Origin of the sequence: Terrimicrobium sacchariphilum (genome assembly GCF_001613545.1) — a bacterium.
GTDB lineage: Bacteria > Verrucomicrobiota > Verrucomicrobiia > Chthoniobacterales > Terrimicrobiaceae > Terrimicrobium > Terrimicrobium sacchariphilum.
This window is the reverse complement of record NZ_BDCO01000002.1, coordinates 323986-347262: the sequence shown is the minus strand read 5'-3', so window position 1 is coordinate 347262 and position 23277 is coordinate 323986. Positions and strand designations below refer to the sequence as shown.

The following is a 23277-nucleotide window of genomic DNA, read 5'->3' as shown; positions in this document are numbered from 1 at the left end:
CCAACTTTAATTTCCCGGCTTTGTAATCTGCAGGGATTCCTGCGCCTGGACGACCGAGGAATCGATGGAGGTCTTGGACCCGACGGGCGGAGGGGTCGGTGTCGGCGTGGCCCCGACCTTGTCGATATTGGGCACAGAGGTCGGGTCCGTCGCGGAAACGATCGCCGAAGGCGTCTGATAGACAGTCTGCCCGGCCACGGCCTGCTTGTACCGGTTCACTCCCTCGAGAATGCATTGGGCGATTTTCTGCCGGTAGTCCGCCGTATCGATCATGCGGGCATCGGGCGACCCGCTCATGAAACCGCCCTCGATGAGGATGCCTGGGACGGTGATATTCTTGATCACCAGGAATCTGGCTCGCTTCACCCCGCGATCGGTGAGTCCGAGCGAGCGTACCATGGCGGCATGCACGGTGGTGGCGAGGGCGATATTCTCCGGGTCGCGTCCATGACCCGGATATTGCTTAAAGTCGGAATAGCTCAGGCTTTCCTCATCCATCGATGGCACCCCGCGAGGGGCAAGGCAGTAGGTCTCGATGCCCGTTCCCCCGCCCGTGTTGCTCTTGTTGAAGTGGACGCTGACAAAGATGGCGTTGAGCTGCTTGCTGGCGAAGCTTGCACGATCCTCGAGCGGAATGAAGGTGTCTGTGACACGCGTGCAGCGAACCTGATATCCGTTGTCCTGCAGGAGTTTCCTGGCTCTCAGGACGACATCGAGGGTGGCATCCTTTTCCGATCCGTATGGGCCACGAGCGCCGCTGTCGTGCCCGCCGTGCCCTGCATCGAGGATCACAGTGCGCACGGCGGTGGCATTCTGGATTTTCTGCGGCCGCATGATCGGCTCGATGATCTTCACGACATCCATGGCGGAGATAAGGATCTGGCCGCCACGACTGAAGATGGGGAAGCAAAGCACGTACTTCACCCCGTTGATCAGCACCTCGCGACTGTTCGCCTGACCTTCAATGCTTCGCCCGGGGGCGGAAATGCGGAATTTATCGCCCTGATTCACCGGTTGATTCATCCGGTAAAACGTCGCGACGTCCTGGACCGAGACGTACCGTCGATTATCGCACATCACAACATTCCACTCGGCTTGGAGTGGAAGCATCAGTGCGAAAAATGCGAGGAGGAGACGAATCACGGGCGGGGCAAAGTGGCGGCGGGGTCGCCCGCCTGCAAGTGGAAATTGCGCGCGGGCAGCGGAACAGCTCGGATATCGAAGCAGCATACCCATCCCCCAATCCGGGCGACGCTAGCAATCCGCTCCGGATTCACCCAGCTTTTTTGGGCGGCGCGGGCTGAGGCGGGCCGGGATTGCACCGACCGCTTGGAAAGGATACTCTGCGGGAATGGACTCATCGGAAACGCTTCCACCCGAGCTGGAACGCTTCTGGCGTACCGATGACGGCCTCACCGCCCGCGAACGAGCCGAGGCCTACGGCATCGACCTCTCGCTGCTCGAAGCCAATCTCGCCCTCACCCCGGAGGAGCGCCTGCGCCAAAATGACCGCATCCTGAACGAAGCCCTGGAGCTTCAAGCCGCACTCGCCCGCTCACGTGCAAGAACTCACCCGCCTCAGCAGTAGACTGGCAGCCCATGACGTACGATTCGTCATTGTCGGCGGGTTGAGCGTCATCATGCATGGCAGCGCCCTGATGACCCGCGATGTCGATGTCGTTTGCGCTCTTGATGCCGAGAACCTCGTGCGCATCCACACCGCACTGGATAAACTTCATCCGGTACATCGAATGACTCCGGCCAAGCTTCCCTTCACGAGGGATCAGGCGATGAGCGGAGGGCTGAAATACCTCTATCTCACTACAGACTGGGGGCAGCTTGATTGCCTCGGAGAGGTCAAAGGCGTCGGCGATTACAAGGCTTGCCTCGGTTCAAGCGAAATACTGGAAATCGACGGCCAGTCCATGCATGTCCTGTCGATCGATGCTCTCATCCAAGCCAAGCGCGCCATGGGGCGCCCCCGGGATTTGCACGCAGTGCTGGAACTGGAAGCAATTCGCGATCAACAGCGCAAATCCAACAGCTAGAAACTGTCAGGCAGCCGTTCGGGGCTTGCGCATCTTCCAGTAAATCTCACCGGGCCAGCCGGGGAAGGCTCCACCCCAGATGAGGTTGAATCGCGCCCAAGCCTCGGAATTCTCCAGTGAGCTTCCCTTGCTACGGAGAAAAAACGCGCCGGACATAAACTCGACTTCCAGCCCGGCTTTTTTCGCCATGTGGCGGACGCGAGTCGGAGAAAAGACACTGACATGCCCCATGGGAGCCGCTGTCTTGCGAACCTGCTTTTCGCGGGTGGCGGCGAAGAGGTGCGGTACGACGGGGAAACCGCCGATGAGCGATCCTCCGGGGCGGATGCGCTGAGCCACCTTGACCAAAGCCGTCTCAGGATCATGGAGATGCTCAAGAATGTGCAGAAGGACGGCGACATCGTAATCCCGCGGAAGATCGAAATCGGGCGCCTCGAGGTTGGCCTCAAAGAAGTCGGTGTAGCCCGCCTTGCGGAGCTTTTCCGTGAGCATCACTGCGTCGACAGCAGTCCAACTGGCGAACTGCGGCGGTTTGGGTACGGAGTTGAGAAACTCGAGCATCTGCCCGGTATGGACTCCGATCTCGGCGACATCCAGCGTGCCGGGGGACTGCTCCGCCTCCTCGCGCAGCAGGTGATAGCCAAACCAATACCGCAGCAAGCGGATCGGGTATCTGACCTGCTTGGCTTCCTTCGGGATACCGAACCGCTTGGACCGTACCGTCGGGTTATCGGCCAAAAACGTAAGATCCCAGTCAAGATGGTGAAACGAGCTCAAGGGAGGGAACGTTGCTCGGTTCCGGGCGGCTGGTCAAGCCGGGCGGTGTGTTTCGTTCTCGCCCTGCCGCCCGTCACGAGGTAGACCGTGCAGCATCTTGAGCAGCACCTCGTCCCAAGTCGTAAGAAGTCCCGAGGAAGAGAGCTGGGAACAGCGCATCGGACGCCGTATACGGGCATTGCGCGAATCGCGCAATGTGACCCTGGACCAGATGGCCGCCCAGTGCAGGCTGACCAAAGGACAGCTCTCCCGGATCGAGAATGGGAAGGTATCCTCACCGGTCTCCACCCTCACGCGGGTAGCTGCCGCATTGGGCGTCGCGCCGGGAGACCTTTTCTCCGAGGACAACGGGGTCCCGCGCGCAGTGCTGGTCACCAGGGAATCGCGGAGGACCATCGCCGGGCGAGGGTCAAAAATTGGCCATGCGTACGAGTCACTGGCTTTTGACCTGCCGTTTGGAAAAGATTTCGAGCCGCATTTGATGACGATCGAGGCGGAGACCATCGACCCAAAGCAAAACATCTTCCGACATCCCGGGCAGGAATTCCTCTTCATGCTCGAGGGAGCCATGGATTACCGGCACGGCGAGGAGGTCTATCGCCTGAATCCTGGCGACAGCCTGTATTTTGACGGAATGATCGCCCACGGACCGGTGGCCGTCCATGGACCACCGGTTCGTTTTCTGAGCGTGATCAGCAACGCGAAGGATTAGTTCGCTGTCGCTGCCGGGGCCGGATTATTCCACCAGCTCGGGCTCTTCGTGGTGTTCGTGATGATGCTCGTCCAGAGTCTCCTCCGGAGAATCTTCACCGGCCTGTTCGCCGGCCCAGTTCACAAGCTCCTCATCCTTGCACCCCTGCGGGCGGAAGGTCTGCCAGCGAGTCGGCTGGGTGCCGATCTGTGCCAGTGTGGAGCTGATGTCGTCGAGCGCTTCCTGGTCGAGTAGAGCGCGATGGACCGTCGTACGGAGTTGATAAGGGACGCCGGCGGACAGGATAATGTCCAGAGACTGACGAGCCGGTTTCCAGCTGTTTTTGCGTCCGGTGACCGCATCATAGCGAGCATCGAAGGGTGCCTTGACGTCAAGACCGACCCAGTCGATGAGCGGGATCAGACGGCGCAGTTGCTCGGGGTAGGCTCCGGCCGTATGAAGGCCGACTCGGAAGCCCAGTGCGCGGGCAGTGCGGCAGGCGTTTTCGATGCCGGGCTGAGCAGTGGGTTCGCCACCGCTAAAGACAATGGCCTCGAGACGGCCACGGCGTTTGTCCATGAATTCCACCACGTGGTCCCAAGGGACGGCACCGCTACGGAAGCGGCGGAGGTGGGCATTGTGGCAGTAGCGGCAGCGCCAGGGACAGCCCTGACAAAATACAACGGCGCTGAGCCAGCCGGGATAGTCGACGGTCGAGAAAGGAACGATCCCGCCGACGCGGAGGGTTTCTACATTAGGCGGCGTGCTTAAGGGTTTCATGTGTTTGTGCTGGCTCCTGGAAGAGCCTGCGTTCGCGGAACTCACTCTGTTTGCCGATGTTAAACTGGGAGACAGGGCGGTGATACCCCATCACACGAGTCCAGATTTCACACGGCTGACGTTCGTGATCTTCGAGTTGGATGTTGCTGTTCATGGTGTGGATAGAGAGATTCGGGAGCGTGCGCGCTTGGCGGCGAGGCGTTCGGCGTCGCAGGTCGGGCAGAATTTGTGCTCACCCGCGATGTACCCGTGTGTCGGGCAGATCGAGAAGGTAGGCGTGATGGTGAGATAGGGGATGCGGTAGTTCGTCAAGACCCGCTTCACGAGTTCGCGGCAGGCTCGAGGAGTGGAAACCCGCTCGCCGAGATACATGTGAAAGACAGTGCCTCCCGTGTATTTCGCCTGAAGTTCCTCCTGGTGATCAAGCGCCTCGAAGGGGTCCTCGGTAGAGTAGACCGGGAGCTGGGTGGAATTCGTGTAGTATGGAGCGTCCGGAGTTCCGGCCTGGATGATGCCGGGATGGTTGGCCGCATCGACACGGGCAAAACGATAGGTGGTCCCCTCCGCCGGTGTGGCCTCGAGATTGTACAAGTGACCGGTCTTTTGCTGGCACTCGGTCAGTTTGTCCCGGAGGTGATCCATGATGCGAATGGCCAGAGCCTTGCCCTCGGGAGTCGCAATGCTCTCGGCATCGCGGGTGAAATTGCGTATGCACTCGTTCACGCCATTAATGCCAATGGTCGAAAAGTGGTTCCGCAGCGTGCCGAGATAGCGCCGGGTGTAGGGATACAGCCCCTTGTCCATCTGCTCTTGCACGACGCGGCGCTTGATCTCGAGGCTCTCACGAGCGAGATCCACGAGCGCATCGATGGAAGCAAAGAGCTTCTTCTCGTCGCCGGGATGGAGATAGCCCAACCGTGCCATGTTGATCGTGACCACGCCGATGGACCCGGTCTGCTCGGCAGAACCGAAAAGACCATTGCCGCGTTTGAGCAACTCCCTCAGATCGAGTTGCAGCCGGCAGCACATCGAGCGAACCATGCCCGGTGAGAGATCCGAGTTAAGGAAATTCTGAAAATACGGCAGGCCGTACTTGGCTGTCACCTCCCAGAGCAAATCCGCCGTCTCACTCTCCCAAGGAAAATCGGACGTGATGTTGTACGTCGGAATAGGAAAGGTGAAAACACGCTGGAGAGAATCGCCCGTCGCCATCACCTGCAGGAAGGCGCGATTGATCATGTGCATCTCCTTGGCAAGATCGCCGTAGACGAAATCCGCCGGTTTACCGCCAATCAATGGGTGCTGATCACGCAGATCCTCCGGGCATACCCAGTCAAAGGTGAGGTTTGTAAAGGGCGTCTGAGTCCCCCAGCGAGACGGGACGTTGAGATTGAAGACAAACTCCTGGAGGTTCTGGCGGACCGTGTCGTCATCGAGATTGTCACAGCGAACGAACGGCGCGAGATAGGTGTCGACCGAGCTGAACGCCTGGGCGCCAGCCCATTCATTTTGCAGAGTCCCGAGGAAATTCACCATCTGGCCCAGAGCGGTGCGCAGATGCTTCGGCGGGCTGGACTCCACCTTGTTGGCCACGCCATTGAAACCTTCCGCCAGCAGGGCTCGCAGCGACCACCCCGCGCAATAGCCCGAGAGCATGTCGAGGTCGTGGATATGAATATCTCCGCGGCGATGAGCTCGCCCAATGTCCGGCGGATAGACGTGATCCAGCCAATAATTGGCCGTCAGCTTGCCTGCAACATTCAAAACCAAGCCACCGAGGGAAAACCCTTGGTTGGCATTTGCATTAACCCGCCAGTCACTGCGGTCAAGATACTCCCGCATGGAGGCTACAGGATCGACTGTGGTTAAAGATCTGGGGGGCACTACATCTTGTGTGTTCATACCATCGCCTGCACGAGATGTTGTATATGCCTCAAAATATTGCTCAGAGTCAAGCAAACTATAAGTTTTTCTTTAAAATGGTATATTTTGAACAAAATGCGCCAATTCCGCTGAAAAACTGATTTTTGAAATGGTCAAAATACGCCATTAAACCTGCTTTCAGGTCATTCGGCGCTGCGTTACTGCCCTTGCAGGGATGAAAATCAGAAAATCTTGGCGGATGGCACCACTCGGGGTGCGCAATCGGATAACCACAATATCTTGTGCAACCAGGAACATTTCTGCTCGACGCGGCGATCCTGGCAATTTGGAATGTTCCACCCCCGACAGCAAAGCTGTCACCCATGAACGCCCCACGACAGAACATCAAAATACCGCGTCATAATTCCCCGACGCCTGCTCGAATCCCCGATGACGGTGATTTCGGGAAAGAAGAATCCTCATCGGCTAATCCGGCGTCGCACCGGAGGAAACTCGTCTCCGGTTTTACGATGGTGGAACTGCTCGCCGCCGTCAGCTTGATCAGCGCGCTCGCCGTTTTCACCATGGCGGCCACCACCAAGGGGAAGAAAATGATGCGCTCGGCGGTATGCCAGTCGAACATGCATCAGCTCGGCATCGCTTTTTCCCAATATGTCGCAGACAACCAGGCGTACCCTCCCGGCAGTGTATGGGACAGGCATCTCGCCTCGTATCTGGGGCTGGAAAACTCCTCGAAACCGATGAAGGTCCTGCGGTGTCCGGAAGATCAACGCAAACGCCCGGATGCGAGATCCTATACTGCCTCAAGCCAGAAGGAGGACAACCCGGGCTACGGAGTATTCTCCGAAGATAGCGAAACAATGTCACTCCGCCCGAACCAGATCGAGCGCCCGGCCAGGACCGTGCTGCTGAGCGAGTATTTCCACAAGGACAACGCTCAATGCAAGGTACCGTACGCGTGGACCCATGGATGGTTGTCGGAGAGCAATGTCCCCAAGCTGCCGGATGGCTCCTACTACCATGGCAATCGAATGAACTTACTCTTCGCCGACGGCCACGTGGAGTCCTGCAAGGGAGAGGAAATCTACAAGGTGCCGGGAGTAAAATCTGGACGCTGGCGAGCCTTTCAACCCTGAGTCGAAGGGGGGCACGGAAGCAAAAACCGCCATTCTAGCGCTGGTCGACTGGAAAGAAGCCAGCGAACAGGGAACCCTCCTTCCTGGCAGTATCGCGTGGTGCCCGATGCGGGGTGCAGGGTCAACACGGCGATCGATCCTCCCGGCGTCGCAGAGGGAATTCCAAGCCTTCAGGGACAGACGTCATCCGAGCAATCTCGAGAGCCCTTTTGCCGCAGGACAAGTGCTCCCACCGGGAATCGAACCCAGATTTAAGGTTTAGGAAACCTCCGTTCTATCCGTTGAACTATAGGAGCAATATACTTCAGGACAAATACTTACATCCATTTCCCGAGAGGGCAAAAACCGGGATGTAACCCGTTTTTGTCATCCCAAGGCTGAAAATATGGATGATGATGGACATGTGAAGTATCTGACCAAGGTGGGGCCGGATTTGTACCGGTCCACCGACGGTATGTACTATCTCTTGGTAAAACGCGGCAGCAAGCAGTTTCGACGCAGTCTCCGGACCAAGGCATAAGGCCATCGCCAAACGACGGCTGCGAGACTTTCAGGACAGTGTCGCGAAGCTGACAGGAAGCAGCGATTTCAAACGCTCACACTCAAAGAGCTTGCCACCCGCTGGCTCGCCTCCCGCCACGGAGAGCTCAAGCCCAATTCCTTCAATCATCTCAAATCGGCAACAATCTCTCGGCCCGGAGCTGGAATATCGAGATAGAGACGCGGAAGCAGGTCTTTGGTTACGCGAAAACGAACTGCGGGTTCTGATCGACAACCCTTCCGACACCCTAAAACGTCGAAAAGAGAAGAAAGGACATCTTGAGATTCCTTCCACAGAGCAGTCCCGGTCGGGACACCGATCAACCGGAGAGGCGGCGAACCTCATTGAGTTCCTGGCGAATTCCGGTATTTATTTCAAGCGAATGCCGCGCTTGCCACATTCAATAAAACGTCAACGAATTGTTCTTCGGCGCCTCAACAGGTGAGCTGCGAAGCAACGAATACAAATGGAGTTAATGGTGTGACTAATACATACTTGAAAAACTTCTCACCAAGCCTGCCCGGCAGTGCTGTGCATTCAAACGCCGCAGGCACCAGCGATTCTAAAGGAATCTTCCGTGTGGGGAGTAAAGGTTGTGCTGAGATGCACATTCCTTCAAGCTGGCCATCTGGGCAGCCATGCATGGGAGGTCAAACAGTGCCTTGCCCGGATAATGATGTCCAGGCTGCATCTGCTCAGGCTTCTGAGCAAGTCGTTCTATTGAATTTGGAGGAATGCAATGAAGTTTAGTGTCGTCGTCATTAGTCTGCTGTTTCTTTCCTCGCATCGCCTCCTTTCCGAGGAGGAGGTGACTCCTGAATTCATCGTCCAGTCGATAAAGCAAAATTTATCTGCAATTAAGGCGGTGACTTTTACCGCCGACAGTTTTTTGGGCAGCAAGCGGTCTTTGGTGGCTCGCGTTTCAATGTCGGAGTGCCTGGATAAGTTTATTTTCTCATACAGGGAATTTGACCCTGAAAGCGGGCAGTTACGGATCGAGAGAGAATATGCATTCGACGGTGCAAACTCCTATAAATTGCTTTCTGACGAAAAACTTCTCCACGTGAGAAAAGAATCGCAAGGTTTCCAACTTCCACCCGAAATTAGAAATGTTCCGCATCTTTTTTCCATATACGAATTTCTATTCGGTGCTGAGGGAGATAAAATATGGCTCTCGCCCCAGACCTTGATTCTAAACGGGATTAATTGGGAGTCGATAAAAAGCAAGATTTCAAATGTTCACATAGAAAGCATTGAAGGGAAAAACGTCATTGCTTTTGACATCGAAGGAGGTCGAGATCGTTTCATCGACTTCCCTGTCAAGTATACTGTCTTCCTCGATTCCCAACACAACTTGACACCAATCGGATGGAAGAGCTTCAACACCGAAGGAAAACTAGTTTCCGAGCTGATCGTCTTGAAAGAGCATCAAGTCACAGTTCAGACTTCTACAAAGCTATTTGTTCCCGAGAGGATTGAGTTGAAATATTACGCCATTTCTCCAGGAATAATTTCAGATTTCCCAACCAACGTGCAGTTGCTTTCTTTTGCAGACATATCGCTGAATGACGGAGATCAAAAAGAATTTTCAATCGATCCGTCGAGGGCAAGCGTGGTTTACGACGAGCCAGAAAGCACGCGGATCGCAGTTCCCAAATAGACCCTCTTCAAAAACGGGCTACGGCGAAGTTTGACCTGACTCCGCGGATGGGACACTTCAAAACTAAAGATCCGCAATTTGTCTCGTTGTTTGGTTTGATGGCCGCACAGGTGCGCAGCACCCGGTTGCCCCCTAACGCCCGCGCGGCTCGCGGCTCGGTTTTTTTTGGTGCAGCACCGGCTGGAGCCGACACCATCTTCCACCGAGAAACCAGCCGCTCGGTGCAGCGCGTGGAAAACCTGTTGCCGCCTGGATTCCAAGGCGTCCTGCAAACCGATGCGCTCTCAACGCTACCGCTGCTTTGCCAGCGGCAAAAAAGGGCGCATTCGTTTAGCCTGGTAAGGGCGAATGCCGCTCAGCTCCCCAGAGGACCAGACCCTGCCTGGCAATTGCCTGGCAGGGAGTGCAAGACGGCGGTGAGTTCGTGCGCTCTGATCGGCTTGGCCAGAAATCCATTCATTCCTGTCTGCGCGCAGCGCTGGCGCACTCCCTCCAAGACATCGGCAGTCAGGGCGATGACGGGGACAGGGGAAATGCCCCGGGAGGTCTCCATACGCCGAATCTCCAGAGTGGTGTCGAAGCCGTCCATTTCCGGCATGTCCAAATCCATAAATATGACGTCAAGACGGACCTGTCGAAACACCGCGAGGCACTCCTCGCCGCTACCGGCCGACAACGGTTTCATACCCAGCCGGGCGAGGAGTGTAACCATCAGCTTTCGGTTCACCTGATTGTCATCCACGACAAGGCACCGTAGTGACCCAAGACCATCGGGTGTGAGTCCTATCTCATGACCTGCACTCTCATCCACCGCAGCAGGCCTGAGGGGCAGCCAGAATGAAATGTGAGTCCCTTTGCCGGGCTGGCTCTTTGCAGTGATGGAACCTCCCATGGCCTCGATAAATCTCTGGCAAATCGCAAGCCCCAAACCGACGCCGGAGGATCGCCTCCTCGTGGCTGGCTCAGTCTGGAGAAAGGGTTCGAAAAGTCGATGGATCTGCGCCTCCGCCATTCCAATGCCGTCATCGATAACCTTGACGGCCAGCCGCTGCCCATCCTTCTCCATCCCGCATCGGACCGTCACCTGTCCCGTGGGAGCAAATTTCAAGGCATTGGCCACGAGATTGAGGATGACCTGCCGGAGTTTGTTTTCATCGGTCAGAATGCGAGCCGGCAGGGACTCGTCGATCTCGGCTACCAGCCGCTCGCAAAGATGGGGCGGACGCATGGCGAGCAGGACTTTGCGAACAAGTTGACGGATATCGACAGGCTCCTGCTGAATGTTGATCGAGCCTCGGTCAACGGAAGAAAAATCGAGAACTTCATGGATCACGCCGCGCAAGGCATCTCCTCCAGAGAGGATCGCCTCCAGGTACTCCCTCCGCAGCTGGGAGGAAGGAGGCTCTTCAAGGAGGAGTTGCGTGTAACCGATAATGGTATTAAGCGGAGTCCTCAGTTCATGGCTCATGATGGACAGGAAATCAGACTTTACGGCTTCCGCCCGCGCCAGCTTCTCCACGGTCACGCCAAGCTCCTGAGCGTGGGAGCGAGCAAGGCTTTCGATTTCTGCACAAGCCCGTCGATGCTTCTCGACGTCTGCTTTAGCTTTGCAGGCAGATCCGACAGTGAGGGCCACCCCGAGGAGCGTCGCCAGAATGGTACCTGTGATGGCAACCCAGGGTTTCAACGGGTGCCCTGCTCCATCCTTTCCAAATACTCTCGACGGCTCACTGCTCAAGGCCGCAAACGGCGGGCTCAACTCGTCCTGAGTCCGCACCGCTTCGAATGCAGGAAGGAAGCCCACGATGGCAATACCGGCCACCAAGAGCATGAGCGAGATATTGAGCCCCGCGGAACAATCCGTTATGACGACCTTCAACCTGTGGATGGTGGCTGTCATCGGAGATTTGGGCGCAAGGGCTAGAGTGCGCGAGGACCACGAGTCCTCAAGATCCCGTCGGCATAGCGAGCCGCGCCCAAAGGCATGGACCCGGCCGCTTTGCACAATGCTAATTGTTTGGACGCGGGAGACGGCATCGCATGAGCCAAAAGGCACCTCCAAAGGCAAACAGCATCAGCGCGATCGGGGCGGGTTCCGGAACCGCCATGATGGCGACGTCGTTGCCTCCCGAGAGAGAGTTCATCCCGCTATCCGCGACATAGCTGATCTTGAACTGCTGGCCACCCACGAGAAACAAGCTGCCATTGGCCAGGCCAGCAAAGGTGCCCGACACCGCATCGCTGCCGTCATTAACGATAACAAAGAAGATATCGCCATAGGCAGGGGTGAAGGTGATGGCCACGTCGAGATTGCCGTCCAAAGTCACGCCTCCAAGAACCGCGAACGCGCTGTATCCCGTGCCCGAGGTGGCACCTCCTATGTTCACCCCCAAGGTCGAACCAGCCTGCATGGTGAGATTCTTGGTACTTAGGATACCCATATCGCTTCCCGCCCGTGCGACCGCACCGGATTGCAACTGGACATCGCCCACACTCCCGGAGCCTTTCAAAGTACCTCCGCTGGCGACCACGACGTTGCTCACCGCATTGTACCCGTTAACGACCAGTGTACCCGCATTCACGGACGTCTGACCGGTGTAGGAGTTGGTGCCCGAGAGAACCACCGTCCCGGTGGTGGTCTTGGTAAGGACTGCGGCACCAGCGAGATTCACCGAGATCGAGCCGGATTGCACCAGGATGGAAGTACCCACCGAAAGAGTGCTGGCGCTGCCACTGGAGGAAAGCGATCCGCTCGTGGAGCCGCTACCGAGTGTGAGTGTGCCGCCCATCGTGTGGTTCTTGCCATTCATGTCAAACGTACCACCCAGGACGTCGATATTTGTGGAAGCAATGGAACCCGAGGTCCCAAGCCGTAGCGTGCCTGCATTGACAACCGTCTTGCCGCTGTAGTCGTTAGCAGCGTTAAGCACCACGGTGCCAAGGCCAAATTTCTGAAACTGGCCGACGCCTGTGACGAGTCCATTAAGCGTGAGCGTATTGCCTGAGTCCACCTGGTAGTTTCCGCGGCCGGTCTGATCCATGATGCGATCAAGAGCCATGCTCTGGGTTGCATACAAGGTCGCGGCAGTGCCCGTTCCAAAGATAACTCGGGAAGTGGACTGCACCGCAGTCGCCGTATTGATAGCCAAGGTGCTCCCGGAGATGAGAGTCGAACCAGTGTACGAATTGCTGCCGGTGAGAGCTACGGTGCCTGAACCGAGCGTTTGAAAGTTGCCGGCCCCAGAAATCGCACCGCTCAGCGTCAGCGTATTCCCGGAATCCACCTGATAGATCGCCGTCCCCGACTGGGTGATATTTCGATCGATGGTGATACCCGATTGCATCGCATACAAGGTCGAGGTCGCTCCCGAGGCAAACGTGATCCCCGAGGTGGACTGAAGGGCCGCGGTGGAGTTCAGCCCCAGGGAACCGCCATTCAGAGTGGTCGCACCCGTGAATGTATTGACCCCTCCCAGCACTGTCGTACCCTCGCCAGACTTGGTGAGTCCGCCCGCCCCGCTGATGATGCCATTCAGCGTAAGCGTCTTGCCGGTGGAGGCGTTCGCGGTCAGGAGATTGCCATTCGTATTGACTTTCGACTGAATGGCCAGGTCGCCAGCAGCGGCACTAAATGTGCGGTCGCCCCCGTTAAGGGTAAAGCCTGCGCCGGACAGCGCTGCTATCGACTGCGAAAGCGAGCTGTTGTTGACGACATCGCCCGTGAGAAAAATTCCGTTTCCACTGATGGTGAAGGAAGCCGACGCTGATGCGCCAAACGTGATGCCTGCGAAGGAAGTTCCTCCAGTAAAATTGTTCACCGGATCGGTGCGCAGATTGCCGGTGAACAGCAAAGAATTCCCGGCTACCGGAGCGGAACCGCCCGACCAGTTTTGGGGGTTCATCCAGTTGCTATTATCTCCGCTACCCACCCAGGTGCTTGTCGCCGCATGGCTCGCGCCGGTCATTACCATGAGCGCCAGGCACGGGGCGGCGAATCTGCCAGCTCCCCATGCAATTCCTTTGCGCACCCTGCTTTTCTGTCGGCGATTCTTCATGTCGGCGTAATATGGTTTAGGCCGAGTGCCTTATTTTTACGGGCTCATCATGAAAAGCGCCGTTTAACGAACCGGCCCGAATATTTAACGAATCGGGCGCGAAGTCAGAAACTCACCTGCCTGCCATGGTGCTTCGGAGTCGGCTTGAAGCCGTTCGACCGAGGACAAAGACTTCCGTAACACCTTTGAGTGTCACTCTCATATCATCCCTGCCGTAAACGTGAAGATCCGTCACCGCCTCACAGTTGATGATCAGAGAGCGATCGAGACGCATAAACGGAGGAGCAGGCAGGCAAAACTCCCATTCGCCGATTGGCTTTAGCACGATCAGCGAATCGCCTTCCGCCAGAAAAACCCGGGTGTAGGTTCCTTCCGCCTTGATGGCGGTGATCTGCCGGACGGGAGCCAGCTTCATGTGCTGCCGATCCCGCAGGACCACTTGATCGTCGATCAAAAGTCTCTGCACGCAGGACGGCGGAGACATCACCGAAGAAGGCGCCAGTTCACAACGACGCAGGGTTTCCCTGAGCCTCGCCGCACTCACCGGCTTGAGAAGATAATCGAGAGAGTTGATCTCAAACGCCCGAACGGCGAACTCGTCAAAAGCTGTGACAAACACGATTTTTTGCGGGGAGTCCAGTGCCGGCAAAAGGTCAAACCCGGTATGCGGAGGCAGGTCGATATCAAGAAAGATCAGGTCGGGACGACAGCTCTTGGCGAGGGTCGCAGCCTCCGTCACACAACCGGCCTCCCCGGCGATCGTGACTCCTCCGTGCTCCTCCAGCAAACGCCGCAAGTGAAGCCGGGCGAGCGGTTCATCATCGACCAGCAGCGCGGAAAGGGATCGGTTCATACTAGGAGGCCGGAACAATAACAGAAGCTATCACCTGATCTCCCACGGCCGCGACGTCAAGCTCCGCCTCAGCGCCAAAGAGTAAATTCAGCCGTCGCCGCAGGTTATCTAGTCCGATACCCGTGGAAGAGGACTCGTCGAACTCTACCCAATACCCGGTATTTGCCACGGTGACATGGAGACGATCGCCCTCCAGTGAGGCACGGATGGCTACGCGCAGAGGCCAGATGCCGGACTTCTGCGCAAATTTCATCGCGTTCTCCACCAGCGGCTGCACCAGCGCGATCGGGACGCTCACCTTGCGCGCTGCCGGAGAAGCATCGATGACATACTCGAGCCTGCTATCAAACCGCACCTTTTCGACTTGCAGGTAATTCTCCAGCGCCTCCAACTCCACGCCGAGGGGCAACATATCCCGGCGTCCCTCGAGGGAGAACCTCAGGTAATCGCCGAAGGCCTGAATAAGGGGCTCTGCTCTCTGACGATCGCCCGCCACTGCCTGAATGGAGGTCAGCGCGTTAAAGAGAAAATGTGGATTCACCTGAGCGCGGAGCAGGCGAAGTTCATTCGTGCGGTTCTCGGCGTCCCGCCGGGCGATGCGCAGTTGCTCGTGCTGGACCTCAATCCAGTAATTGATCCCGAAATAAAGAATGCTCCAAAGCAAATACAGCACCCACCTCATAAATGTGCTCGCTGCCACGAGCCGACCCAGCGAAACCGAAGCAAAATCCACCCCGAGCTGGCGTGCCACAAAGAGCATCATGAGGCCGTCAAAAAAGGACGCCAGCGCACTCAGAGGCAGCACGACAAGCGCCCATATCCAAACGCTACTGGACCGCCGTCGCAGCGCACGAAAAACGCAGCGCATCCCCAGGGTGGCGGTAAATCCAAAGACATTGCGAGTCAGCGCCAGCAGCAAGGCATGCTCAATATGAAATGGACCGAGAGCGACGAAGAAGGTGGACAGGACGGCCGCGACGCTCCACCCGCAGATCTGAAGTCTCCAGAAAAGCTTCTCACGCCATCCCGGCAGGCCGGAAATAGAAACGCCAAGCACTTTCGGCGGAGGTCCCTTGCTCCAGACCACAGGCTCACCATTGAGATTGGCTGGACGCGGGGGAAGTGTGGCTGCCATCGGAGAGGTAATACGAAAGGGTAAATTGCCAGGAAAACTCCAGGGGCCCCTGTTCCATAGTCGCCCAACCTCTCAGTCGTCAACAGCAAAGCCCGGCACTCCAATCCACCGCTCACTAAACCAACCTCGCTCTACCTCACCAATCAAACACCCTAATACATCAGGCGCGTAAATCCATCACTCGTTAGCGAAGGGCCCTAAGGGCACGAGGAGATTTCCCCAGTTTCCGCCTGACCCAGGAGGAGAAATGAGAAAGGGAGGCAAAACCCATGTCATAGGCAATGGATTTGAGACTCTTCGAGCTTTCCTCGATCGAGTAGCGGGCCGCTTGAATCCGCTTGTCCTCCCAGTAACGGATGGGAGTCTTGCCGAGATCCTGGGAGAAAAGGCGGTTCAGATGCGTCACGCTGACGCCCACATGCTGGGCAAGCTGCCGTTCATTGGGCGGCCGCCGAAGATTGTTGCTCTCCATGAAATCGAGCGCGGCACGTACCCGATCGTCGAGCTGGCCCACGACATGCGGCGGGAGGCCTATCTCCCGCATCGCCCGGGTGTACGCAAGCAACCAGCGGGAGAACTCGAGATGAAACTCGAAGTGCCGCTCCGGGGTGCCTGGCGCATACCGCAGTAGATCGGTGATGCCGGGAAACTGCCGGCGCACGACCCGCACGAGACGTTTTGAACTCTGGGTAAACCGGGGAATCCGCCCGGCATCGACACTAATGGTATTTGACCGGTCAAAGAGTGGATCGCCGGTGGGCCATTGGGCAATGAAGCGAATCGATAGGACTTCCGCATCGTGACTGAACTCCTGCCATCCCTCCTCCGCCCGGGGAAAGATCCAGCGTCCGGCCTTGTACTTCTCCATATGGTGGGAAAACGACAGCGTGACCGATCCCTTCAACAAGAGCCACGCAGCAAAAGGAAACGCAGGGTAGCGACAGTTCGCATACTGGGTGACCTCCCCCTGATAAGCCCAGACAAGCTCCGTGCGAAGGTTCTCCCAATCCTCCAGTGGACCGATGGGATTTTCCTGGATGCGCGCCATGTTCAGATCATGAAACTTTTCGGACAAATCCGGCAACCGCAAATTATGGCCCGTTGCCTGGCAGCTGGTTACGTTTTTCCAAGAACCAACCTGAAGGTCCCACTCCATCCCCTCACCTTAAAACGATGAAAACCGCCATTTCTCAACTCCTCCTGGCCGCAGTCGTCGCCGGACTCGCACCCAGCATAACCGCACACGCGACGCTGTTAGCATATGAAGGATTTACCGGCTATGCGGCCGGGCAACAGCTGGCAGGCAAGCCTGTCGGGTCCAGCGCCTACGGAGTGAGCGGGACGGTGGGCGGCATCGGGCAATCCAATGACTATTATGCAAGTGCCAATGGCCTGACCTTTGGGTCCATGCCGGTGAGCGCCGGATCGGCGATGTATGCGGACAATGCGGGCGTGGCGGCGGGCCTGACCTACAATTACAACGGACCGAGCGTGACGGGAACGGTATACACGAGCTTCCTGCTCAACATTGCCTCCGGCATCACAACAGCATCAAGCAGCGGCTTGCGTATAAACACGTCGCAGAATGCGTCAGGTGCAACCGCATTTTTCCAGAGCTACGGGGATACGTCATCCTCGACAGTCCCAGGCAATGCCTATGGATTGAATGCCTCTCAGGTGAACAGCAGCTCGCCGGCCACCACCGCCGGATCGCTCAGCCTGAATACCACTTATCTCGTGGTTGGCATCTTTACGAATACCGGCACGAGCTTGTCGGCGGGCAGCCCCGGGCTGGGGACGACTTACGTAATGACGCTCGATCAGTACAACTACTTCAACTCCCATGGAGGCGTAACGACCGCCGCGCTCGCTGCGGCGACTGTCGGCGCCTCGGGTGGCAACACCATCTTCAGCGCAGTTTCGTCATCCGTCACATCGGGCACCTACACACTCCAGACGGGCGGCGGTATCCAGTTTGCCATTGGCAATGCACAGGTCTCCCAGACGGTTTACTTCGACGAAATGCGTGTGGGCACTTCGCTCTCCGATGTCATTCCGGTACCGGAGCCCTCAAGCGTGTCTCTGGTTATTGCCGGGATCTCATTTCTCGTTCTGCGCGGGATCTCCGCTCGTCGTCGCTCCCTCCGCTAACAGCTCGTCATATTTTTCAATGGGTAATTCCTTCCACCGGTTCTCCTCCAGCTCGATTCCCCTCGACGATTCCTGGGAGGTTATCGTTGTCGGCGGAGGTCCAGCGGGATGTGCGGCAGCAATCGCGGCAGCGCGCGAGGGAGCCAGAACTCTTTTGATCGAGGGAACGGGTGCGCTCGGCGGATCGGGAACAAGCGCGCTCGTACCGAGCTGGTGCCCATTTTCCGACAAGGAAAAGATCATCTATCGCGGACTGGCAGAGGAGATCTTTGAGGCCTCCAAGGAAGGAATCCCGCATATTCCGCCATCCGCCCTCGATTGGGTGCCGATCGACGCCGAGAAGCTTAAGCGCGTCTATGACCAGAAGGTCGAGGAAGCGGGCGTGACCGTCCTGTTTCATACCGTCCTGTCCGTCGTGGAAAAGAGCGAGGATCGTCTGGTATCGACCTTGCTGATCAGCAACAAGGCAGGTCTCACCGCGTTGCGGGCTGGCATCTATATTGATTGCACGGGAGATGGCGACCTCGCGGCTCTCGCCGGAGCGGAATTTCAAAAGGGCGATGCGGCAGGCGATCTTCAGCCAGCCACCCACTGTTTCGTCCTTACCAATGTCGACGAGTACGCCTATCGCAACGGGCCGATTCTGCATCCCAACAATCCCAATAGCCCGATCCATGCCATCGTCGCTTCCGGACGTTATCCCGAGATCCCCGATACGCACCTTTGTGACACATTGGTGGGGCCACGCACAGTGGGCTTCAATGCCGGCCACCTGTGGGAAATCGACAATACTGACCCCTGGGTGGTCTCGCGGGCGCTCACCCAAGGGCGACGCATGGCAGAGGCTTTCCGGCGTGCGCTGGCGGAGTTCGTTCCCAAGGCATTTGGCAACGCCCTGCTGATCAGCACGGGATCGGTGGTGGGCATTCGCGAAACCCGACGCATCATTGGCGACTATACGCTGATGCTCTCCGATTATCTGGATCGCCGCGGTTTCGATGACGAAATCTGCCGCAATGCCTACTTCATCGACTTGCACTTCACCAAGGAGGAGGCACGACACAAGAGCAAGGTGGATGTGGAAAAGCGGTTCACTCAATACGGACCGGGCGAGTCGCATGGTATCCCCTACCGGTGTCTGGTCCCTCGCGATCTCGATAATGTCCTCATGGCCGGGCGGTCCATCTCGTGCGAACGAATCGTCCATGGAAGCATCCGCGTGATGCCCGTCTGCCTCGCGATGGGAGAAGCTGCCGGGATCGCCGCCGCGCTCGCACTCTCTGGCGGCAACGTGCACGAGGTAGATACCGATGTCCTCCGTTCCCGGCTACGCACTCGCGGCGCCTATCTGCCTGTTTCAGAACGTCCTGAATCGACGTTCGTCGGCGAGGCGATTACCCTTCCTTCATGAACTGACCCCACCCGGAACACCCATGACCAGGCTCCCCTCCAGGCATCCCGCATTTACGCTCATCGAGTTGCTGGTGACGATTGGCATCATCGTGCTTTTGTCCGCCCTGGCGATGCCCGCGCTGCAAAAGGCATTTTCGTCGAGCTCCAAGACAAAATGCCTGAATCGCCTGCGTCAGATCCAGACGGGGTGCATTACCTACGCCGCGGAGAACAACGGTCTCTTCCCCGCAGTGAATAACGGCTACTGGGGACCGAATTATTTCCCCGAGAGCACATATGCGCAAACGCTGAAACCCTACCTCGGTGAGCGCAACACCATCATGTTTTGCCAGGGAGAGCTTAACAAAGTGCGCAATCCTCAACTCACCTCGCCAGACTACGCCAAAAGCTACATTACCTACCAGTATTTCAACTACGCGGGAGATTTTTCCGGTACGCTCACCGGATCGAACAAGCCCAATCTCGCTCGTACCAGCACGGCGCCAAACTCCCTGCCTCTCTGGGGATGCATGGCGACATCAGGTGCTGGTCGCTCCTATGGCCACGCTGATCCCGGAGTATCTCGGCCCCTCTCCGGCATGTGCGTCGTAAACGTGGACGGCTCTGCTCGGTGGGTGAAGGGTTCGGATCTCGAAGCCTACGCCTACTCTGCCAGCACATTCTACTGGCCCATCCCGAACCGCTGATTCTGACCATTATGAAAACATCGTCTGCCCTCCTGCTCACAGCCGCTCTCGGCCTCGTGGTCTCCCTGTCGTCTGCACACGCACAAACCGAGCTACTCAAAAATGGCCGGTTTCTTTCCAAGCTGGCGGGATGGGAACTCGAGGCCCCGGCTTCATCGGGAGCAACGGCTGTCGTGGAGGATGGCGGGAACGGTTCCCCAGCAGTTCATATCACCGTGCCGTCGGCCACGGCGCACACCTATGACGTGAAACTGATCCAGTCGATCTTTCATGCTCCACAGGATGTGGGACTCAAACTGTCCTTCCGCGCCAAGGGCGAAGGTAAGATCTCCGTATCGCTCCGCGTGATGGGCGGAAATTGGGATGTCCTATGGAAGGAAACCGTCGACCTGAACGGGGAATGGCAGGAGGTTCAATTTGACATTCCTGCAGCTGCCTGGCCGGGAGCACTTCGCTTTGACATTGGCGACCTTGGTGCGGGCCCGGCGCAATACTGGTTTTCCGACCTATCCCTTACGACGGAACGCTAAAACCCAGATCCCCACCTCCATGGTTCGCTTGTTCATTTCCTTCTGCGGGATGCTCGCCGCCACCGTCGCCGTCGTCTCTGCGCAGCCAGCCACTCTCCCAGCCACGGCAGGGGGAGCAGAAGTCTCGCCAGATGGCCGCGTCTCCATCGGGGGACTCCGCTTCGCCCTCGCCCACTACGGGCAGGGATGGTCGACGTATACCTCCAACCAGAAGCTCACACTTCGCGCCGGGTCGCCGGAGATCTCGGCCAGCCGCATCGCATTCTCCGCGAGCTGGGAGATACCCCCCTCGTCCGCACCGTCCAGCGTCGAGCAGACAGTCACCGCAGACGACGGCATCGATCTCTCATGGCAGGTACGTCTGGCGGACGGGATCTCAACCGATACCCTCTGTGTCTCTGCAACCATTCCGCTTGGCTCGGGAGCAGGTCAGCCGGTTCTGTTTGAGCTGCGTTCTGGAGAACGGGAAAGCTTCACCCTGCCCGCGAGCTACGATGGAAAGGGAAACTTATATGATGTCTCCGGTGTGACACAGGTGACCATTCCCTCCCCCGGCGGCACCGTGGTGATCGAGGGAAAAGATCTACGCGTCTCGCTGCACGACGACCGGCAATTTGGCGGCAGCTCGTTTAGCATGCGGATTTCCTTCTTTCCGCGCTCGGGCGCGATCACGGACAGTGCGCTGCAGTTTCGCATCACCCACTTTGACAAGGCGCCCGACCCCTTCCCGACGGCAAAGATCGAGGCGGGACCTGACTGGTCGCCTTTCCAAGGGAGCGTGGAAGTCGAGCCCGGCAGCGTTTTTGATCGCTCACGACTCCTCTCTGCTCCAGCGGGAAAATCGGGGCGGGTGGCGGTTTCCCCATCGGGACAATTCGTCTTTTCGGAGACCGGACAACGCGCGCGCTTCTGGGGTGTAAACCTGTGCTTCGATTCCCTCCTGCTCACGCCGGAGCAAGCCGACCAGCTTGCCGACCGCCTCGCGAGAGCGGGATACAACACTGTACGGCTGCATCATTATGATGGCCTGCTGGTGGACAAAAATGGATCATCGTATGACCTCAACCCGGATCGACTCGATCGCCTGGAGTATCTTTTCGCTGCGCTAAAAAAGCGCGGTATATATCTCACGATCGACCTGTATACCTTCCGCGGATTCCCCATCGAGGAAATACCAGACCTCGGCTATGCGCTGAGATACCCGCTAAATACACTCTTCAAGCTTCTTGTCCCGGTTTCCGAGAACGCCTTCACCGCCTGGAAAAAATTCGCGCATGCCCTGATGACGCATCGCAATCCATACACCGGCCTGACCTGGGCGGAAGACCCGGCGCTGGTCAGCGTGTGCATGATCAATGAAGACTCGATCTTCTTCGGCGGCATCTCGCGGCGCAAACCCGAGTTCATCGCCTTGTATGACAAGTCTTTCTCCGAGTGGCTCGCAAAGCAGCCGATGTCCGCCACAAGCGGCCAATCGCAGGATGCGCTCTTCAATCGCTTCCTGGTCGACATCAAAAAACACTCGGATGCCCGCATGGAAGCTTACCTCCGCGAGATCGGCGTGCAATGCCTCGTTACCAGCGATAACAACATCAACAAGGAAGCGCAGGTTTACGTGCGGGACCAGTACGACTTCGTTGACAATCACGAATACTGGAATCATCCGGTGCCCCTCGGTCCGAACGTCGGGGTAAATCAAAACAGCGCCATCGTATCGGGCCTGTGGCTGCCCCGGGAGCTGATGCCGTCGCGCATCTTTGGCAAACCCTACACGATCACCGAGTATAACTTCTGCTGGCCCAACGCCGCGCGCGCAGAAGCCGGACTCCTGATGCCCGCCTATGCCGGGTTGCAGGATTGGGACGCGATTTATTGTTTCGACTATTCCTCGCAAGACTCGTCCGCCCTGTTCACCCCCAAGCCAGTCGAGGGGAGTGGATTCCTGTTCAGCATCGTTTCCGATCCCATCGGAATGCTGACGGATCGCATCGCGGCCACCCTCTTCCTGCACGGCGGAATCACTCCTGCAAAAGGGGCACTGAGCTACCTCGTCGATCCTACGCTCATGCTTGAGGGGAAGAGGGCTGATACGCCCAAGATCCCGGAGGCATTTTCCCGGCTCGGACTAATCACGCGAATCGGTTCGGTCCCGATCACCTCCCCGGACCTTCCCACAATCGCGCAACGAGCCGGCATCGAAGCGTTCATCACCCGCATCCCAAAGCCGAGTGCGCTTTCACTCCCGGTCTTCAGCCTCGAGCCGGATCTTGCGCAGGCGCTCACGCAAGACAATCTCCTGCCCGCCCAGGCCGCAGATGGAACGATCGAGAGTTCCACGAAACAAATCGCCGTATCGCCGACCAGGGGTTTCGCCCGCCTGGTGACGGACTACGCAGAGTGTTTCGTCCTTCCTTCTGGCCAGACCCAGCAGGGCCGACGCGTGACTGTGGAGAGCGATGATTCCTTCAGCGCGGTCTACGTCGTGTCGGCGGACGATCGACCTCTCGCCTCGACCAATCGGCTCGCGGTACTCCATCTCACCGATGTCCTGCCCTCCGGGACGACCTTTACCGACAAGCATCGCACGGTGCTGCAAAAGTTCGGCGTCATGCCGTATTTGATCCGGCGCGGCACGGCGAAAATCTCTGTCTCCCTCCCGGCGACGGACAAGCCATGGAGCGTGTGGGCGATCGACCCCGCAGGGCGCCGCCTTTTTCCTGTGGAATGCATGCAGGAGAAAGACGTCCTGAAATTTACGGCCGCAACCATCACCCCATCCGGTACGGCCCTTGCGTACGAGATCGTTCGATAAATGCAGAAAAGTCTCATCGACGGAACAAAGCTGCCAGTTGCTCCAGGGCGATGGATACCCCGGGAAGAGGGAGGAGGCCGTTTTGTTCCTGCTCGCGCATTTTGACCAGCCGCTCACGGCGCCCG

Annotated in this window: 20 protein-coding genes, 1 tRNA gene and 1 pseudogene; 10 read left to right on the top strand and 12 right to left on the bottom strand. The window is 57.7% G+C overall.

Annotated elements, in window-relative coordinates:
• Nucleotides 1-6: 6 nt before the first annotated feature.
• Nucleotides 7-1110: an N-acetylmuramoyl-L-alanine amidase family protein gene (locus tag TSACC_RS02280; RefSeq protein WP_169809508.1), complete on the bottom strand. Its 1104-nt coding sequence runs from the start codon at nucleotides 1108-1110 to the stop codon at nucleotides 7-9.
• Nucleotides 1111-1351: 241 nt separating this feature from the next.
• Between TSACC_RS02280 and TSACC_RS02275 the strand changes: the two genes are divergently transcribed.
• Nucleotides 1352-1588, top strand: coding sequence for a hypothetical protein (locus tag TSACC_RS02275; RefSeq protein ID WP_075077781.1), 237 nt, complete (start codon nucleotides 1352-1354; stop codon nucleotides 1586-1588).
• Entirely contained in the window at nucleotides 1560-2048 is a 489-nt protein-coding gene (locus TSACC_RS02270; protein WP_075077780.1) for a hypothetical protein, read from the top strand. Before TSACC_RS02275 ends, TSACC_RS02270 begins: the two co-directional genes overlap by 29 nt.
• A 6-nt stretch (nucleotides 2049-2054) precedes the next feature.
• Here the strand turns inward: TSACC_RS02270 and TSACC_RS02265 are convergent, their stop codons facing one another.
• On the bottom strand, nucleotides 2055-2786 hold the full coding sequence (locus TSACC_RS02265) for a class I SAM-dependent methyltransferase (protein ID WP_237763886.1): 732 nt from the start codon (nucleotides 2784-2786) through the stop codon (nucleotides 2055-2057).
• A gap of 136 nt (nucleotides 2787-2922) precedes the next feature.
• Here TSACC_RS02265 and TSACC_RS02260 point away from each other — a divergent pair, with 136 nt between their 5' ends.
• A complete protein-coding gene (locus TSACC_RS02260; protein WP_075077778.1) occupies nucleotides 2923-3537 on the top strand; it encodes a helix-turn-helix domain-containing protein in 615 nt (204 codons plus the stop codon).
• 24 nt (nucleotides 3538-3561) lie between these two features.
• Here TSACC_RS02260 and TSACC_RS02255 read toward each other — a convergent pair whose 3' ends face one another.
• The 4 genes and pseudogenes from TSACC_RS02255 to TSACC_RS21590 all read right to left on the bottom strand — a co-directional run bounded on the left by TSACC_RS02255 (nucleotide 3562) and on the right by TSACC_RS21590 (nucleotide 6544).
• Nucleotides 3562-4296, bottom strand: a complete 735-nt coding sequence (locus TSACC_RS02255) for an anaerobic ribonucleoside-triphosphate reductase activating protein (protein ID WP_075077777.1) — start codon at nucleotides 4294-4296, stop codon at nucleotides 3562-3564.
• Nucleotides 4271-4450, bottom strand: coding sequence for an anaerobic ribonucleoside-triphosphate reductase (gene nrdD / locus TSACC_RS22660; RefSeq protein WP_075077776.1), 180 nt, complete (start codon nucleotides 4448-4450; stop codon nucleotides 4271-4273). The genes TSACC_RS02255 and nrdD overlap by 26 nt, the downstream gene beginning before the upstream one ends.
• A pseudogene (locus TSACC_RS02245) lies at nucleotides 4447-6156 on the bottom strand (ribonucleoside triphosphate reductase); the annotation flags it as partial. The gene nrdD and the pseudogene TSACC_RS02245, both read right to left, overlap by 4 nt.
• Before the next feature lie 100 nt (nucleotides 6157-6256).
• Nucleotides 6257-6544, bottom strand: coding sequence for a hypothetical protein (locus tag TSACC_RS21590; RefSeq protein WP_153811210.1), 288 nt, complete (start codon nucleotides 6542-6544; stop codon nucleotides 6257-6259).
• Here TSACC_RS21590 and TSACC_RS02240 point away from each other — a divergent pair.
• A complete protein-coding gene (locus TSACC_RS02240) occupies nucleotides 6543-7316 on the top strand; it encodes a prepilin-type N-terminal cleavage/methylation domain-containing protein (protein ID WP_084400131.1) in 774 nt (257 codons plus the stop codon). The genes TSACC_RS21590 and TSACC_RS02240 overlap by 2 nt on opposite strands.
• Before the next feature lie 224 nt (nucleotides 7317-7540).
• Here the strand turns inward: TSACC_RS02240 and TSACC_RS02235 are convergent.
• Nucleotides 7541-7612: transfer RNA gene (locus TSACC_RS02235), tRNA-Arg, on the bottom strand.
• 984 nt (nucleotides 7613-8596) lie between these two features.
• On the opposite strand from TSACC_RS02235, the gene TSACC_RS02230 reads away from it, so the two are divergent.
• Nucleotides 8597-9517: a hypothetical protein gene (locus TSACC_RS02230; protein ID WP_075077774.1), complete on the top strand. Its 921-nt coding sequence runs from the start codon at nucleotides 8597-8599 to the stop codon at nucleotides 9515-9517.
• 355 nt (nucleotides 9518-9872) lie between these two features.
• On the opposite strand, the gene TSACC_RS02225 is transcribed toward TSACC_RS02230, so the two are convergent.
• The 5 genes from TSACC_RS02225 to TSACC_RS02205 form a co-directional block, all read right to left on the bottom strand.
• The gene (locus TSACC_RS02225; protein ID WP_075077773.1) at nucleotides 9873-11417 is read right to left on the bottom strand and encodes an ATP-binding protein; all 1545 of its coding nucleotides are present in this window, start codon (nucleotides 11415-11417) and stop codon (nucleotides 9873-9875) included.
• A gap of 109 nt (nucleotides 11418-11526) precedes the next feature.
• Nucleotides 11527-13572: an autotransporter-associated beta strand repeat-containing protein gene (locus TSACC_RS02220; RefSeq protein WP_084400130.1), complete on the bottom strand. Its 2046-nt coding sequence runs from the start codon at nucleotides 13570-13572 to the stop codon at nucleotides 11527-11529.
• A gap of 112 nt (nucleotides 13573-13684) precedes the next feature.
• On the bottom strand, nucleotides 13685-14425 hold the full coding sequence (locus tag TSACC_RS02215) for a LytR/AlgR family response regulator transcription factor (protein WP_075077771.1): 741 nt from the start codon (nucleotides 14423-14425) through the stop codon (nucleotides 13685-13687).
• A gap of 1 nt (nucleotide 14426) precedes the next feature.
• Nucleotides 14427-15560 carry a sensor histidine kinase gene (locus tag TSACC_RS02210; RefSeq protein WP_075077770.1) on the bottom strand — a complete coding sequence of 378 codons (1134 nt, stop codon included), beginning with the start codon at nucleotides 15558-15560 and terminating at the stop codon, nucleotides 14427-14429.
• Nucleotides 15561-15744: 184 nt separating this feature from the next.
• Nucleotides 15745-16635 (bottom strand): helix-turn-helix domain-containing protein, encoded by an 891-nt coding sequence (locus tag TSACC_RS02205; protein ID WP_237763885.1) that lies wholly within the window; start codon nucleotides 16633-16635, stop codon nucleotides 15745-15747.
• Nucleotides 16636-16733: 98 nt separating this feature from the next.
• On the opposite strand from TSACC_RS02205, the gene TSACC_RS02200 reads away from it, so the two are divergent.
• Genes TSACC_RS02200 through TSACC_RS02180 form a run of 5 tightly spaced genes read left to right on the top strand, consistent with a single transcriptional unit; the run spans nucleotide 16734 to nucleotide 23152 of the window.
• Nucleotides 16734-17711 (top strand): hypothetical protein, encoded by a 978-nt coding sequence (locus TSACC_RS02200; protein ID WP_075077768.1) that lies wholly within the window; start codon nucleotides 16734-16736, stop codon nucleotides 17709-17711.
• A 19-nt stretch (nucleotides 17712-17730) separates the two neighbouring features.
• Nucleotides 17731-19122, top strand: a complete 1392-nt coding sequence (locus TSACC_RS02195; protein ID WP_075077767.1) for an FAD-dependent oxidoreductase — start codon at nucleotides 17731-17733, stop codon at nucleotides 19120-19122.
• Nucleotides 19123-19144: 22 nt separating this feature from the next.
• Nucleotides 19145-19810 carry a type II secretion system protein gene (locus TSACC_RS02190; RefSeq protein WP_075077766.1) on the top strand — a complete coding sequence of 222 codons (666 nt, stop codon included), beginning with the start codon at nucleotides 19145-19147 and terminating at the stop codon, nucleotides 19808-19810.
• Between the two features lie 11 nt (nucleotides 19811-19821).
• Entirely contained in the window at nucleotides 19822-20340 is a 519-nt protein-coding gene (locus TSACC_RS02185) for a carbohydrate binding domain-containing protein (protein ID WP_075077765.1), read from the top strand.
• Nucleotides 20341-20359: 19 nt separating this feature from the next.
• Complete coding sequence (locus TSACC_RS02180) at nucleotides 20360-23152, top strand: glycoside hydrolase family 5 protein (protein WP_075077764.1); 2793 nt, start codon at nucleotides 20360-20362, stop codon at nucleotides 23150-23152.
• The last annotated feature ends 125 nt before the right edge of the window (nucleotides 23153-23277 follow it).

Excerpts from the sequence above, each read along its gene's own strand:
- TSACC_RS02280 (WP_169809508.1), bottom strand. The coding sequence starts at position 1,110 with ATGCTTCCACTCCAAGCCGAGTGGAATGTTGTGATGTGCGATAATCGA.
- TSACC_RS02275 (WP_075077781.1), top strand. The coding sequence starts at position 1,352 with ATGGACTCATCGGAAACGCTTCCACCCGAGCTGGAACGCTTCTGGCGT.
- TSACC_RS02255 (WP_075077777.1), bottom strand. The coding sequence starts at position 4,296 with ATGAAACCCTTAAGCACGCCGCCTAATGTAGAAACCCTCCGCGTCGGC.
- nrdD (WP_075077776.1), bottom strand. The coding sequence starts at position 4,450 with ATGAACAGCAACATCCAACTCGAAGATCACGAACGTCAGCCGTGTGAA.
- TSACC_RS02240 (WP_084400131.1), top strand. The coding sequence starts at position 6,543 with ATGAACGCCCCACGACAGAACATCAAAATACCGCGTCATAATTCCCCG.
- TSACC_RS21590 (WP_153811210.1), bottom strand. The coding sequence starts at position 6,544 with ATGGGTGACAGCTTTGCTGTCGGGGGTGGAACATTCCAAATTGCCAGG.
- TSACC_RS02230 (WP_075077774.1), top strand. The coding sequence starts at position 8,597 with ATGAAGTTTAGTGTCGTCGTCATTAGTCTGCTGTTTCTTTCCTCGCAT.
- TSACC_RS02225 (WP_075077773.1), bottom strand. The coding sequence starts at position 11,417 with ATGACAGCCACCATCCACAGGTTGAAGGTCGTCATAACGGATTGTTCC.
- TSACC_RS02220 (WP_084400130.1), bottom strand. The coding sequence starts at position 13,572 with ATGAAGAATCGCCGACAGAAAAGCAGGGTGCGCAAAGGAATTGCATGG.
- TSACC_RS02215 (WP_075077771.1), bottom strand. The coding sequence starts at position 14,425 with ATGAACCGATCCCTTTCCGCGCTGCTGGTCGATGATGAACCGCTCGCC.
- TSACC_RS02210 (WP_075077770.1), bottom strand. The coding sequence starts at position 15,560 with ATGGCAGCCACACTTCCCCCGCGTCCAGCCAATCTCAATGGTGAGCCT.
- TSACC_RS02200 (WP_075077768.1), top strand. The coding sequence starts at position 16,734 with ATGAAAACCGCCATTTCTCAACTCCTCCTGGCCGCAGTCGTCGCCGGA.
- TSACC_RS02195 (WP_075077767.1), top strand. The coding sequence starts at position 17,731 with ATGGGTAATTCCTTCCACCGGTTCTCCTCCAGCTCGATTCCCCTCGAC.
- TSACC_RS02190 (WP_075077766.1), top strand. The coding sequence starts at position 19,145 with ATGACCAGGCTCCCCTCCAGGCATCCCGCATTTACGCTCATCGAGTTG.
- TSACC_RS02185 (WP_075077765.1), top strand. The coding sequence starts at position 19,822 with ATGAAAACATCGTCTGCCCTCCTGCTCACAGCCGCTCTCGGCCTCGTG.
- TSACC_RS02180 (WP_075077764.1), top strand. The coding sequence starts at position 20,360 with ATGGTTCGCTTGTTCATTTCCTTCTGCGGGATGCTCGCCGCCACCGTC.